This window comes from Ruegeria sp. Ofav3-42 (genome assembly GCF_022347725.1).
Taxonomy (GTDB): Bacteria; Pseudomonadota; Alphaproteobacteria; order Rhodobacterales; family Rhodobacteraceae; genus Ruegeria.
On record NZ_JAKRGB010000010.1, the window covers coordinates 190,585 to 202,779 of the forward strand.

A 12,195-nucleotide genomic window follows, 5' to 3' on the forward strand; every position below is an offset into this window, starting at 1 on the left:
ACAGGTTGGCTAATTGTTTGATATTGCAGTAACGACATTGTCAGAAGGAGAAACGCCAATGCACCGATTTATTCCAGCTCTGGTCCTGCTGGCAGCCTGCGCCGAGACAACTGCGCCTGTCGACACGCCGACTTCGACGGACGCCCCGGTTGATCTGGCCTTTTGTCAGGGTGAAGCTTTTGCGGATTCCATTGGTCAGCCGGTTTCGACCATTCAGGCCCAGTTGCCCGAACGGTCGCGTGTTCTGGGCCCCGATGACATTGCCACACAGGATTACCGCATCGACCGCCTGAACGTCTATGTAACCGGATCGGGGAACATTCAGCGCCTGACCTGCGGGTAAGCGTGGACTCAGGCGTTGATTCTGCGGTAAGAACAAAGTGGGAACATTTTGATGTCTGCTGATGCCCAAACGCCGAATACTCTCGCTATGGTTCCCCCGTCTGGGGGCTGAACGGCTGGTCCGCGCCGCACGGGGCCTGCATGCCGGTCCTTTGGCCGTGGTAGCCGAGCAGGCGAACATGCAGGTGGTCACCTCTCTGAACGCCGAAGCTCAGGCCGCCGGGCTGCGCGTCGGCCAGCCGGTGCGCGACGCCCATGCCATGTGCGCCAACCTGATCACCCGCCCTCGCAACGCCCCGGCCGAAGCCGCGTTCCTGACCGCACTACGCCGCTGGGCGGGCAAGTTCAGCCCATGGGTGGCCGAAGAGGCTCCGGATGGGCTGATCGTCGACCTGTCGGGTTGTGCGCATCTGTTCGGTGGTGAGGAAACCCTGCTGAGCGTCCTCGAAACCGACTGCGCCGATATGGGGCTTAGCGTGCAGATGGGCATCGCGGACACGCTGGGGGCCGCATGGGCACTGGCGCGCTATGCGGGGCAAGAGGCCACATCCGACCGCAACGGCGACGCCATCAGTCAGGAGGCCCGCGCCACCCGCGCCCGGGCGGGCAAGCGGCGACACTGGACCAAAGGCGGGGCCGCGCCGCAGGTGATGGCCCTGGGCGGTGGCGCGCGGATCGCAGCGCCGGGGCAGTCTTATGGCGCGCTCAGCCCCCTGCCCATCACAGCGCTGCGGCTTGAGGATCAAATCGTGGCGCAACTGAACCGCCTGGGTCTGCGCCGGATCGGCGATCTGCTGGGCCAGCCGCGCGCCAGTTTGGCACGGCGGTTCGGGCGGGGGCTGGTGCTGCGGCTGGATCAGGCGATGGGCAGCGCGCCCGAGCCGGTTTCACCCGCCCGTCCGCCGCATCACTTTGCGGTACGGATGACACTGCCCAATCCCATCGGTTTGATCGAGGACGTGATGGCCGCCATCGACCGGGTTCTGCCTACGCTTTGCACGAAGCTTGAGGAGAAAGGCCGCGGCGTCCGCACCCTGCGAATTGAGGCGCATCGCGCCGATCAGGCGGCTGAGATTGTCGAGGTCGGCCTGGCCCGTCCAACCCATGACAAACACCGCATTCGCCCTTTGTTAGAGATGAAAATTGACAAGATTGATGCCGGCTATGGCATCGACATGCTGCGACTTGAGGCGGTGCAGACCGAACCCATCCATGCCCGCACCATGGCTGGCCATGCTGAGGCCAGCCGCGCTGTACGTGACCGGCTGGCGGGCAATACGGCCGTGGATGACCTGATCGGCAAACTGGGTGCGCGGGTGGGCTTGGAGGCGATCACAAGGCGTCATCCGGCGGCCTCTCATATCCCCGAAAAGACGGCGCAAACGCTGGCCGCCGCATGGTCGGAACCCGCGCGCGACTGGCCTGCCCCGCCGCGCCCCCGGCCCTTGCAGATGTGGCAGCCCGAGCCGGTCATGGCACCGGAAACCCCGGATGTTCCAAGCGCCTTTCGCTGGCGCGGGCGCGACTGGCAACTGGCGCAGGCCACCGGCCCGGAACGCATCGCACCGGAGTGGTGGCTGGACGACCCCAACTGGCGCAGCGGCGTGCGCGATTACTGGGTGGTGGTGACCGAACAGGGTGAGCGGCTATGGCTGTTCTACGGCCATGGCGGCACCATGTCGGCTGGCTGGTTCTGTCAGGGGCAGTTTGGTTAGAGTCTATTTACCGCGATAAACCAGAAAATCCGGCAGAAAATCGATCAGCCGGATCACCCAGGAAAACGGCGCCGGGAAATCGGTGCGGAAGCGACGGCGCGACAATGCCTTGACCACCCGATCCGCCGCATCTTCGGGTGTCATCAGCATCGGCATCTTGAAGTTGTTTTTCTCGGTTAGGCGCGTCTTGATAAAACCCGGATTGACGATCCGAACCGTCACGCCAGTGCCCGCCAGATCATGCCGCATGGTTTCCGCCAATGAAATCAGCGCCGCCTTGCTGGCCGCGTAGCCCACCGCCGCAGGAAGACCGCGATAGCCGGACAGAGACCCGATCAGCGTGATATCCCCTTGGCCTGCACGCACGAACCTGCGCACCGTCTCGCCGAGAACTCGCAGCGCGCCGATGTAATTCACATCCGTCATCGCCAAAACTGCCTCGGTATCCCAATCGCCCGTGCGCATCGGCTCATAGGCCCCGGCGTTGTAGACCAGCCCGTCGACCTCTCCGGCCTCAACCGCAGCACGACGCACCGAATCCAGATCGGTCACATCGCAGGGAACGGCCTCTGCATTGGGCAGGGCCGCACAGATCTCGGCCAGACGGTCGGTATTGCGGGCCGACAGGATCAGGGTGGCGCCCTGACGGCTCAACGCCTCGGCCAGCGCGCGGCCCAGCCCTTCGCTGGCGCCGACGATCCAATAGGTTTTTCCCTCAAAACTGCTCATGCTCTGGTCATCCGGAATGTCGGGGACCACCGGCCCGGGACATGGGTTGCGTCAAATTCGTCATGCTAAGGATTTTACGGAGTGGCGACAAAGACGGATCACATCAGCGCCGAATAAATCCAGACCAGCCTTCAAATTATAGAGCGTAGGAAAAATAAACCAACATAATTGATCCGCATGCGGACCCGCTGCGTAATCCTCTGTAAAATGTCGCACTAAGAGGATCACATGTTCGACGAACCACGGGGCGTACGTAAGAAAATCGCAATAGTAGGTGCAGGCATTTCAGGTCTATCCGCAGCTTACTACCTTTCAGAAGACCACGATGTAACGGTGTATGAAGCCGAGCCAAGGCTTGGCGGTCACGCCCGAACAGTGATGGCTGGCAAGAACGGGGATCAACCGGTAGATACCGGTTTCATCGTGTTCAACTATGCCACCTACCCCAATCTCACCCGGCTGTTCGACGAGCTGAACGTTCCGGTCATCAAAAGTGAGATGAGCTTTGGGGCCACGATCGACAATGGCCGCATCGAGTACGGATTGAATAACCTGCGCACCCTGACCGCGCAAAAGCGCAATCTGGCGCGCCCGGCGTATTACAAGATGATCTCCGATATCCTTCGGTTCGGGAAAGAAGCCCCCGAAGCAGCCAAGGATGATGACACGACCATTGGTGAGTTGATCGACGAGTTGCGATTGGGCCACTGGTTCCGGCATAATTATCTGATGCCCATGTGCGGGGCGATCTGGTCGACGCCAGTCGAATTCATTGATCGCTTTCCGGCGCGCTCGCTGGTGCAGTTCTTCCGCAATCACGCGCTGCTGGCCGGAGATCGCTCGAAGCAGCATCAGTGGTGGACGGTTAAAGGCGGCAGCATCGAATATGTTCGCCGGATTGAGGCCGCCCTGCGCGGTCGTGGCTCCGAGATCCGCGTAGCCTCGCCAGTGCAACACATTCAGCGTGACGAACTGGGGATCACCGTGCACAGCGATGGGCAGGTCGACCTGTATGATGAAATTATCCTCGCCACCCATTCCGACCAGTCGCTGGCCATTTTGGGTGATAGCGCAACGGTCGCGGAAAGATCCGCCCTGGGCGCGATCAAGTACCAACCCAACAAGGCCGTTTTGCATTGCGACCCGGGCCAGATGCCGAAACGACGCGCATGTTGGTCCAGCTGGACCTATCGCTCGCAGGCCGGGAATGTCGGGGTCACCTATTGGATGAACCGGCTGCAAAACATTCCAGATTCGGATCCGATGTTTGTGACGCTCAATGTCGCTGCAGATATTCCCAAGGACAAAATCTACGACGAGGTCGAGTTTGCCCATCCGGTGTTCGATCAGGCAGCCCTAAAGGCACAAGGGCAAATTCGTGGAATGCAGGGACAGAACAGAACGTGGTTTGCCGGCGCATATAACCGGCACGGTTTTCACGAAGACGGGATTGCCAGCGCGATGCATGTTGTCGAGCGCTTGAAAGGCACCCCGCAAACCATCGGAGCTGACAATGGCACTCTTGCAAAAGACCCGGCCATCCCTGTCCCGGCCGAATAACAGAATCTGGCGCGCAGCGCTTTTGTCGCTGACCTTGCTGGCCCCTGGCGGGCTGGCGGCGTCAACGGTGACGGACCAACTGCCAAACGCCGAGCTTCGCGGATCAGCGACCTTTCGCTACTTGGGCCTGCCGATCTATGACGCAAAGCTCTACACACCAGACGGTGCGGCATTCAGCTGGAACGAGAATTTCGGGCTGCAACTGACCTACCGCAAAAACCTGAAGCAGAAGGCGTTGGTTGAATCGACACTCGATGAGATAGAACGGCAAGGCAATAGCGCGCCGTCGCAGGCACAGCTGGAGCAATGCTTTCAGGCCGTCAGCAAAGGCGACAGCTACCTCGCCATATCGGAAGGACCGAACGCGGTCGGGTTCTGGCGTAACGGGCGCAAGACCTGCACTCTGACCAACCCGGGCGTGAAAAAATCGTTCATGTCGATCTTCCTCGGGAACAACACCAGATCCGCAAGCTTTACGCGGCAATTGAAGGGTCAGTGATGCTGTATCCCCGGGTCAGCCTTTATGCGCTGATGCTCGCAGCGGCGGGCATACCCCTCTATATTCACTTGCCGCGCTTTGCCTCGGTGAATCTTGGCATCAGTCTAGGGGTGCTGGGGACGGTTTTGCTGGTGATCCGGTTGGTTGATCTGGTGCAGGACCCGCTGATTGGCTGGGCAATCGACCGCTGGCCGGGTGGTCAATTGTTGTTTGCCTTTGCCGCGTCGCTTGGGCTGGCGGTTGGCTTTCCCTTGCTCTTCTCTCTGCCAGCGGGTGCGAGCGTTACATCGCTGGTCCTCATCCTGATCCTGCTGTTTTCGGCTTATAGTCTGGGGACTATCCTGCTGTATGGCCGCAGCGCCACCCTGGCCAATACACCTGATGCGAAAGAGCTGATGACGCTCGCCGCATTCCGCGAGGGCGGACAATTGACAGGTGTTGTCATCGCCGCCAGCGCGCCTGCCCTATTCGTCGCGTTAGGAGCCGGAGCGCAGGGTTATCCCGCATTCGGACTATTCCTTGGCGTTCTTGCCATTGTGACCATCATGTTGACCTTCCCGATGTGGCGGCGCACGCCGATCACGGGCGATGGCCTGTCCTTTTCAGGCCTCGGTCAGGCCGGAGCACTACGCCTGCTGGCGCTGGCTTTGGTGAACAGCCTACCGGTCGCCATCACTTCGACCCTGTTTCTGTTCTTTGTCGAGGACAGGCTGCAATTGCCGGGCAAAGCCGGTCCTTTGCTGATCCTGTTTTTCCTCAGCGCCGGGGCCAGCGTGCCGCTTTGGGCCAGGCTCAGCAATCGAATTGGCCCGAAACAGACTCTGATCATCGCCATGCCACTGTCCATTGCCAGCTTTATAGGGGCCGCAATACTGCCTGCGGGTGAGCTTCTGGGCTTTGCCGTGATCTGCCTCGCCTCAGGGGCCGCGCTTGGGGCCGATATGGTGGTCCTGCCAGCGATGTTCTCGGTTGTTCTGACCCGCGCAGGCCTGAATGCTTCGGCCGCGTTCGGCATCTGGTCTTTTGCCGGAAAGCTGGGTCTCGCGCTCGCGGCCTTTTTCACTCTGCCCCTGCTCGAACGCAGCGGCTTCAACCCCGGACAGTCAAATTCCGCACAGGCGCTGGAAACACTCAACCTGGCTTATGCGGTACTGCCCTGCATCCTGAAACTCGGCGCGTTCGGAATGGTTCTAACGCTGCCAACTGAGGTCACAGCCAAATGACGATCACACTGATCATACTGCTCGCCATCCTCGCGCTGCTTGCGGCCAAAGGCCGGTTCTTAAGCTTCCGATCCCAGTCCCCCAGTGATTACGCCAGTACAGGGCCTGCGTTCCGCATGAAAGAAAACCTGAACGGAGAAATCCTGTCCGAAGGTCTGATCTATGGGCCAAACGGCAAGGTGACGAACAGCTTCGTTGCCAGAATGGTCGGGGAATGGGACGGCAACAAAGGCACGTTGGCCGAGTATTTCACTTATTCCAACGGCAAACAGATGACGCGCAAGTGGTACCTGACGCTGGGCACCGGCAATACGTTTACTGCGATGGCAGACGACATCGTGGGCGAAGGTCAGGGAATGATATCAGGCTCAACCGTCAAACTGTCCTACCGGATCATCCTGCCAAAAGACGCTGGCGGTCATACTCTGGACGTCACTGATTGGATGTACCTCACCGAAAACGGTGTGATCATGAACCGGTCCGAGATGCGCAAGTTCGGCATCAAAGTCGCCGAGCTGGTCGCCACCATGCGGCCCGCGCCCGAAGTTAAAAAAGCACACCTGAACGGCGCAAACGGCTATGACGTGGATTCTGAACAGAGGCCGCTGCAGTGATTTCGCATCGGGTTCTGATTTCAGCGATTGCCTTAGCCGGTCTTGCGGCTTTAGCGGCCTGCTCGGCCAAACCAAGGGTTCCCAAAACCTTCCTTTCTGACAGGCAACTGAACCTCGAAGACTTCTTTGAGGGCAAAACCGTCGCCTACGGTCAGTTTCAGGACGTACTTGGCAACGTACCGCGCCGCTTCACGGTCGACATCGACGGCACCTGGGATGGCGAGACCCTGACCCTTGTCGAGGACTTCGTTTACGATGACGGCGCGACCGAGCAACGCATCTGGACCCTGACCAAAACGGGCGAGGATACGTGGACCGGCACCGCCCCGGGCGTTCTGGGCACCGCTACCGGCGTCGAGCGGGGCGATACCTTCAATTGGAAGTACAAGATCGACCTGCCGATCAAAGATGGCACCATGCGGGTCAATTTCGACGACTGGATGTGGCTGCTGAAAGATGACCGCCTGCTGAACCGGGCCTATGTCTCGCGCTACGGCGTACGGCTGGGAGAAGTCATTCTGTTCTTCGAAAAGAAGTGAGCAACCACGAAAAAGGGCAGGTCCGAAGACCCGCCCTTGAACCTTGTGGTTCAGATCAACTTAGAAGTTGAACTGAGCACCGAAGTCAGCACGGATGCGACCGTCTGCGTCACCCGTTTTGATTTCGCCGATACCACCGCGCAGCGATGCACCGCCGCCCAGGTCATAGATGGCGCCGATACCGATGTTGCGCTCATCATTGTCAGCCGAACCGTCACCGTATGCAAACTGCAGGGTGGTTGCAGCGCCGAGGTTGTATGCCAGCGACAGACCGTATGCAGTACCGTTTTCTGCGTCATCAACAACGTCATCGTCTGCAACAAACAGGGTACCCGAGAAGTCACCCCATTCACCACCCAGGGTCAGAACGGTCAGCGACTGCTTTTCGCTGCTGCTGTTCACGTTCGCTTTGGTCTGACCGTAGGCCAGAGCAGCGGTGATGTTGTTGAAGGTGTAGGTTGCGCTGATGTCCCAACGGTCTGCATCCTGCGGAACCCCATCAAGTGCGACGGTTGCCTGGTCGTAGGACGCGCCGAGAGCAAAGTCGCCAACTGCGTACTGGAAGAACACAGCGTTGGCACCCGAACCGGTCGAGGTGTATTCGAGGAACTCGTAGTTCACCCCCGAATACTGACCCAAAAACTCTTCCAGGCCGGGTTCGTTACCGAAGTAGTTTGCCAGGTTGTCGAACGAACCAGCAACGTTGCCGGCGTCAACACGCAGACCACCGTAGATGACCGAGAAACGTGCGCCGTTCAGGCCAGCACGGTTCTGCTCACCGTTGCCGGAATTGTCGTCAGCCTGCAGACGAACACGTGCCTGGAACTCAACGCCGCCATCGGTTTCGGCAGTACCGTCGATGTTCAGACGGAAGCGCGAGACCAGGATGGTGTTGTCGGTGTCGACGTCTGCAGTTGCGTTCGGATCGGCAACGCCGTTGTTTCCGCGAACAACTTCACCGTTCACAGTTGTGAAGTTCGGAACGTCGCCCGAGCGGTCTTCTTCGTAGCCAATACCAAAACGGCCGTAGCCGCTGAAGCGTACGTCAGCCGCTGCAACGCTTGCAGTTGCGACCAACGCTGTCGATGCAATGAGAAGTTTTTTCATGGTAAACCCATAAGTTTTGAGAGGAGTGCAGCCGCCAAAGCGACTGCTGGCCTACTCGGACAATTTCCGAGCACACGCAATGGTTTCGCGGCATTCCTCTGCGGCCGGGGCGGATACTTGTTGCATCTTTGCAAATGCAGAAAACGACCGATGGCCCAATTTCCCGAGTAAATACGTGCGTTTTTGCAGTCATCCGGGTTTCGTTACAAAGATTTGATCACAGAAATGCGACGATACCCCTTTAAATGCCAAAAATCTTACATGTCCACAATTGAGACTTCCCGCAGCGTGAACTCCCACATCATCAAAGCGCAGATTCGGGCGGATTATTGCCGAAAACAGCTGTTTTTAAGCGCAAATGAGAAACTGAGGCCCGCCGGTCAATTGCTTGTGTAAAAGAAAGACAGCTTGCGGCTGACGCCTCCGGGCGGCAGCGGGAACGGTGATGCGGCCCGCACCTGCGCCCTGGCAGCGCGCTCGACTTCGGACGATCCGGAACTGTCCACGATGTCGACCCAGGCCAGTGTTCCGTCAGGGTTAATCTCAAAAAAGACCTTGGCAAATCCCCGGGCGGACACAAAGACCACGGGCGCCCTGTTCAGGTGGACCAACACTTTGCCGGCGTAATTGGTGGTGTCCGAATTTCCGGGACCTCGCCCGCCCGAACGGCTGCCGCTGTTACCGGATGTGAAGGCATCCAACCCTTCGCGCCTGTAGGCATAAAGCGGCGATTCAATTTCTTCCGGGAACGCCAGTTCGCTAAAATCACGTGACCCACTCAGCACCCCCTGCCGCTCTGGCGTAGGTCGCCTGTCAGGAACCCTAGGACGGATTGACGACGTCACAGCCAGGTTTGATCCTTCGTCGGCGGTGTCGGGATCCGGCGCGGGTTCGGTCGGTGCGACGGGCGTGTCGGGATCGATGGCCTCGGTTTCCAACGGAACAACAGGAATAGCGGCTTCGGGCGAAGGCGTGACCGGCAGCGCGGCAAGCTCTTGCGGCTCGGGGGGCACTGGCTGAACCTCAGTTGCGACCTCGGGCAGGGTTGTGGCAGCGTCCGGATCTCCCTCCGCAATTTCGGTTGCAGTTTCCGTTTCTGGCGGAGGGGTTTCGTCCACGGCTTCGCTGGCGGAGGCATCCCCCTCCGAAGTGTTGTCGGTGTCCACCGCATCCGGCTCGACCGGCTCTGTCGCAACCGGGTCCACAACTTCGGCCTCGCCGATATCCGGTGCAGATACCTGTTGCGGGTTATCAGATGCCACAAGCGCCTCGCTGACCGGGATTTCAGGCGTTTCGGGCGGCGTTTCCAAGGGCGGTTCCGGTGCCTCAGCCGGTTCAGGCTCAACAGGGTCCGCGACGACCTCGGCAAGATCCTCGAACGTTGTGCTCAGCTCAATCGCGTCGGGCGCGCTGCTGCCCGGCAAGTCTTTGGACAGCCGCGGGCCGGTATAGCTCAGACCCATGAGGTGCAGGATCAGCGACACCAGAATGGCCGCTGCTGCGATGATGGCCGACGTCCGGATCATTCCAGAGCTTTCTCAGTCACTACCAGGACCGACGTGGCCCCAAGACGCCGCAATGCGCCGGTTACTTCGATCAGCCGGGGGCCGGGTGCCTGCCGATCGGGAACAATGCGCACAGGTTCCGATCTGCGCCCCAGCATATGGGTTTCGGGGTCGGTTGGAATGCCCTGAAAGGTCAGCGTTCCGTCCTTGTGCAAAACCAGCGCGTTTGGCGGTTCGCGCCCTTCAAGTTCCGACGTGTTCACCAATTCCAGATCAGGGTCTAATGGCGGGGCCAGCGTACCGGTAATCAGAAAAAAGATCAGCATCAGGAACACGACATTGATCAGAGCAATAGTCGAGTCGCGTTTGCGTTTGGGGCGACGGTACTTGATCATTCCAGCACCAGAACGCTGAGCCCGTCCCGCCCGCGCAGCCGGACAAGCAGGTCAATTACACGTTGGGCCGTTGTGTCGGGGTCCAGACTGACCAGAACCTGCCCGGTCTCTAACTGTGTTTCCAGATCATTCAAAGTAACGGCCTGTCCATTAAGAACCAGCCGTTCCGGTCCCAACTGAACAAACAGTCGCTCGGAAGTTGCGTCTGAGGCAGCGCCACCGCCGACTGCGTTGCTCAATTCAATCTCGCCGTATTTCGAAAAGGTCGAGGACAGCATGAAGAACAGCAACAGCAAGAATATTACGTCGATGAGCGGAGTCATCGACATAGGACGCCGAACAAAGGGGGCTGGGTTACGCATGTCCGGGCGCGGTCACCATGGTTGTGGCGTCTTCAGCTTGCGGAACGGCCTGCCCCGGAACCAAAATCGTCCGCAGTGCCTTGTCCGCAAACACCCGCTCGCGCGCCGTGCGGCTTTCGAACCAGGACAGAACCATCGAGGTCGGCATTGCCACCGCCAAGCCCACGGCCGTCGTCATCAGCGCCACCCAGATACCACCCGCTAGCAGCGAGGGATCGACCGAAGATCCCGCCGCCTGCAAGCTTCGGAACGCCTCGATCATGCCAAGAACTGTGCCAAACAACCCCAGCAATGGCGCAAGCTGTGCCACCGTGTCCAGTAGCCGAAAACCGCGTTCAAGCCCTGCAAGCGCCAGACCGGCCTCGGCATCCAGCCTTTGGTCCAGACCGGGGGTATCCGGTGCCTCCATCGCGACCTGAACGAGGGGCGCAAGGTAACTGTGGCTTTTAGCCAGCCGCGCACGAGCGGTCTGCGGATCACCTGCGTCCCAGGCCGCAAGCGCCTGCGACAGCACCCGGTGACGCCCAACGCCCGATGCAGCGAACTGCCAGAGCTTGTAGAGCGTGACTGCGACGGTCACGACCGACATCGCGATCAGGATCGCAACGACAGGCCCACCAAGATCAAGGATTTCTCGTAGCGCTTCCAAGGGGCTCATCCGATCAACTCCACATCTGTCCGGCTTTGCAGTTTCAGCCCGTCATCACATACCGAACTGTCCGACCCGGCCACGACGCAGGTATTCGTACCGTTGATCAGAGCCCGACCGACCGAACTGCATTCCATGCCCGGCAAATCAAACTGGCGCACGCGCGGGCGGTCCGCCGGGAGATCACGGAAATTGAATAGCGAAAGGCTCACCACACTACCGGAGGCGTCGAAAATCACGGTTTCAAAACTGGCCTCGTCGATTGCCGTTCCAGTTTGGTTTTCGACGACAAAGGTCAGTCGGCATGCCTGACCAACATCCTGTACCGTATTCAGTTCCAGAAGAAGACCTGCCGTCGCATCCTCGTGGGACTGCGCCATCGCTGACATCGGCAGTGAACAGACACATAGTACGGCAAGGGCCGGACGGAGAAACAACATTGACGCGCTCCCGATTGTTCAACGCGGACATCAAGGGCCGGCGAAGCTCCGCTGGCGTTCAGCTACACATAGTAAATGCAGGGAACTGGCGAAAGGGGGACCGACACCTTTGTGAAAATTGGCCTGTGGGGCACATATCGACCTGCAACAAAGGGTCATCGACAACTGGAACCACAAGACCCATAAGGCGATCTTTGTGCCGACCAGTGACTGGGAGTACGACGTTCTATCCAGCCTTCACAACCAGCCCCAACCATTCATATCGATGGACAAGGTGGTGAAGAATCTACGGGAAGCCATAGCGACCATGAGTCCGTCCAGTAAGAGGGTTCTTGCGGAAAAAGGGAGCGCAACCATCCACTCCTGCCGCGATACTTATGCCACCCGTCTGCTCTGAAACCCGATTTTCCTGCCATTTGTGATTAGAGTTTTCCGGGACGAATCCTTTGCTGGGAAAAGGAACGGAAGCGATGAAAGCAGCGAGATTTACGGACGCGCAGAAAGCGTTTGTTTTGA

15 protein-coding genes are annotated in these 12,195 nt (G+C 59.3%); 7 read left to right on the top strand and 8 right to left on the bottom strand.

Annotated elements, in window-relative coordinates:
• Positions 1-58 precede the first annotated feature (58 nt).
• Both MHN28_RS15910 and MHN28_RS15915 read left to right on the top strand, forming a co-directional pair.
• Positions 59-343, top strand: coding sequence for an I78 family peptidase inhibitor (locus tag MHN28_RS15910; protein ID WP_239343475.1), 285 nt, complete (start codon positions 59-61; stop codon positions 341-343).
• A gap of 61 nt (positions 344-404) precedes the next feature.
• Positions 405-2,057 (top strand): DNA polymerase Y family protein, encoded by a 1,653-nt coding sequence (locus MHN28_RS15915; RefSeq protein WP_239343477.1) that lies wholly within the window; start codon positions 405-407, stop codon positions 2,055-2,057.
• 3 nt (positions 2,058-2,060) lie between these two features.
• Here the strand turns inward: MHN28_RS15915 and MHN28_RS15920 are convergent, their stop codons facing one another.
• Positions 2,061-2,786, bottom strand: coding sequence for an SDR family oxidoreductase (locus MHN28_RS15920; RefSeq protein WP_239343479.1), 726 nt, complete (start codon positions 2,784-2,786; stop codon positions 2,061-2,063).
• A 228-nt stretch (positions 2,787-3,014) separates the two neighbouring features.
• Between MHN28_RS15920 and MHN28_RS15925 the strand changes: the two genes are divergently transcribed.
• The 5 genes from MHN28_RS15925 to MHN28_RS15945 are packed head-to-tail and all read left to right on the top strand — an operon-like array spanning position 3,015 to position 7,221.
• Positions 3,015-4,346, top strand: coding sequence for an NAD(P)/FAD-dependent oxidoreductase (locus tag MHN28_RS15925; RefSeq protein WP_239343481.1), 1,332 nt, complete (start codon positions 3,015-3,017; stop codon positions 4,344-4,346).
• The gene (locus tag MHN28_RS15930) at positions 4,300-4,845 is read left to right on the top strand and encodes a hypothetical protein (RefSeq protein WP_239343483.1); all 546 of its coding nucleotides are present in this window, start codon (positions 4,300-4,302) and stop codon (positions 4,843-4,845) included. The genes MHN28_RS15925 and MHN28_RS15930 overlap by 47 nt, the downstream gene beginning before the upstream one ends.
• Positions 4,845-6,068: an MFS transporter gene (locus MHN28_RS15935; RefSeq protein ID WP_239343485.1), complete on the top strand. Its 1,224-nt coding sequence runs from the start codon at positions 4,845-4,847 to the stop codon at positions 6,066-6,068. The genes MHN28_RS15930 and MHN28_RS15935 overlap by 1 nt, the downstream gene beginning before the upstream one ends.
• Positions 6,065-6,682, top strand: a complete 618-nt coding sequence (locus tag MHN28_RS15940) for a DUF3833 domain-containing protein (RefSeq protein WP_239343487.1) — start codon at positions 6,065-6,067, stop codon at positions 6,680-6,682. Before MHN28_RS15935 ends, MHN28_RS15940 begins: the two co-directional genes overlap by 4 nt.
• Positions 6,679-7,221: a DUF3833 domain-containing protein gene (locus tag MHN28_RS15945; RefSeq protein WP_239343488.1), complete on the top strand. Its 543-nt coding sequence runs from the start codon at positions 6,679-6,681 to the stop codon at positions 7,219-7,221. The genes MHN28_RS15940 and MHN28_RS15945 overlap by 4 nt, the downstream gene beginning before the upstream one ends.
• A gap of 60 nt (positions 7,222-7,281) precedes the next feature.
• Here the strand turns inward: MHN28_RS15945 and MHN28_RS15950 are convergent, their stop codons facing one another.
• The 7 genes from MHN28_RS15950 to MHN28_RS15980 all read right to left on the bottom strand — a co-directional run.
• Positions 7,282-8,328 (bottom strand): porin, encoded by a 1,047-nt coding sequence (locus MHN28_RS15950; protein WP_239343490.1) that lies wholly within the window; start codon positions 8,326-8,328, stop codon positions 7,282-7,284.
• Positions 8,329-8,708: 380 nt separating this feature from the next.
• Entirely contained in the window at positions 8,709-9,854 is a 1,146-nt protein-coding gene (locus tag MHN28_RS15955) for an energy transducer TonB (protein WP_239343492.1), read from the bottom strand.
• Complete coding sequence (locus MHN28_RS15960) at positions 9,851-10,228, bottom strand: biopolymer transporter ExbD (protein ID WP_239343494.1); 378 nt, start codon at positions 10,226-10,228, stop codon at positions 9,851-9,853. The genes MHN28_RS15955 and MHN28_RS15960 overlap by 4 nt, the downstream gene beginning before the upstream one ends.
• Positions 10,225-10,551 carry a biopolymer transporter ExbD gene (locus tag MHN28_RS15965; RefSeq protein WP_239343496.1) on the bottom strand — a complete coding sequence of 109 codons (327 nt, stop codon included), beginning with the start codon at positions 10,549-10,551 and terminating at the stop codon, positions 10,225-10,227. Before MHN28_RS15965 ends, MHN28_RS15960 begins: the two co-directional genes overlap by 4 nt.
• A gap of 31 nt (positions 10,552-10,582) precedes the next feature.
• Entirely contained in the window at positions 10,583-11,248 is a 666-nt protein-coding gene (locus MHN28_RS15970) for a MotA/TolQ/ExbB proton channel family protein (protein WP_239343498.1), read from the bottom strand.
• Positions 11,245-11,679: a hypothetical protein gene (locus MHN28_RS15975; RefSeq protein WP_239343500.1), complete on the bottom strand. Its 435-nt coding sequence runs from the start codon at positions 11,677-11,679 to the stop codon at positions 11,245-11,247. Before MHN28_RS15975 ends, MHN28_RS15970 begins: the two co-directional genes overlap by 4 nt.
• A 286-nt stretch (positions 11,680-11,965) precedes the next feature.
• On the bottom strand, positions 11,966-12,195 hold a 230-nt coding region (locus tag MHN28_RS15980; RefSeq protein WP_239343502.1), incomplete at its 5' end, for a hypothetical protein.

Excerpts from the sequence above, each read along its gene's own strand:
- MHN28_RS15910 (WP_239343475.1), top strand. The coding sequence starts at position 59 with ATGCACCGATTTATTCCAGCTCTGGTCCTGCTGGCAGCCTGCGCCGAG.
- MHN28_RS15915 (WP_239343477.1), top strand. The coding sequence starts at position 405 with ATGCCCAAACGCCGAATACTCTCGCTATGGTTCCCCCGTCTGGGGGCT.
- MHN28_RS15920 (WP_239343479.1), bottom strand. The coding sequence starts at position 2,786 with ATGAGCAGTTTTGAGGGAAAAACCTATTGGATCGTCGGCGCCAGCGAA.
- MHN28_RS15925 (WP_239343481.1), top strand. The coding sequence starts at position 3,015 with ATGTTCGACGAACCACGGGGCGTACGTAAGAAAATCGCAATAGTAGGT.
- MHN28_RS15930 (WP_239343483.1), top strand. The coding sequence starts at position 4,300 with ATGGCACTCTTGCAAAAGACCCGGCCATCCCTGTCCCGGCCGAATAAC.
- MHN28_RS15935 (WP_239343485.1), top strand. The coding sequence starts at position 4,845 with ATGCTGTATCCCCGGGTCAGCCTTTATGCGCTGATGCTCGCAGCGGCG.
- MHN28_RS15940 (WP_239343487.1), top strand. The coding sequence starts at position 6,065 with ATGACGATCACACTGATCATACTGCTCGCCATCCTCGCGCTGCTTGCG.
- MHN28_RS15950 (WP_239343490.1), bottom strand. The coding sequence starts at position 8,328 with ATGAAAAAACTTCTCATTGCATCGACAGCGTTGGTCGCAACTGCAAGC.
- MHN28_RS15955 (WP_239343492.1), bottom strand. The coding sequence starts at position 9,854 with ATGATCCGGACGTCGGCCATCATCGCAGCAGCGGCCATTCTGGTGTCG.
- MHN28_RS15960 (WP_239343494.1), bottom strand. The coding sequence starts at position 10,228 with ATGATCAAGTACCGTCGCCCCAAACGCAAACGCGACTCGACTATTGCT.
- MHN28_RS15965 (WP_239343496.1), bottom strand. The coding sequence starts at position 10,551 with ATGACTCCGCTCATCGACGTAATATTCTTGCTGTTGCTGTTCTTCATG.
- MHN28_RS15970 (WP_239343498.1), bottom strand. The coding sequence starts at position 11,248 with ATGAGCCCCTTGGAAGCGCTACGAGAAATCCTTGATCTTGGTGGGCCT.
- MHN28_RS15975 (WP_239343500.1), bottom strand. The coding sequence starts at position 11,679 with ATGTTGTTTCTCCGTCCGGCCCTTGCCGTACTATGTGTCTGTTCACTG.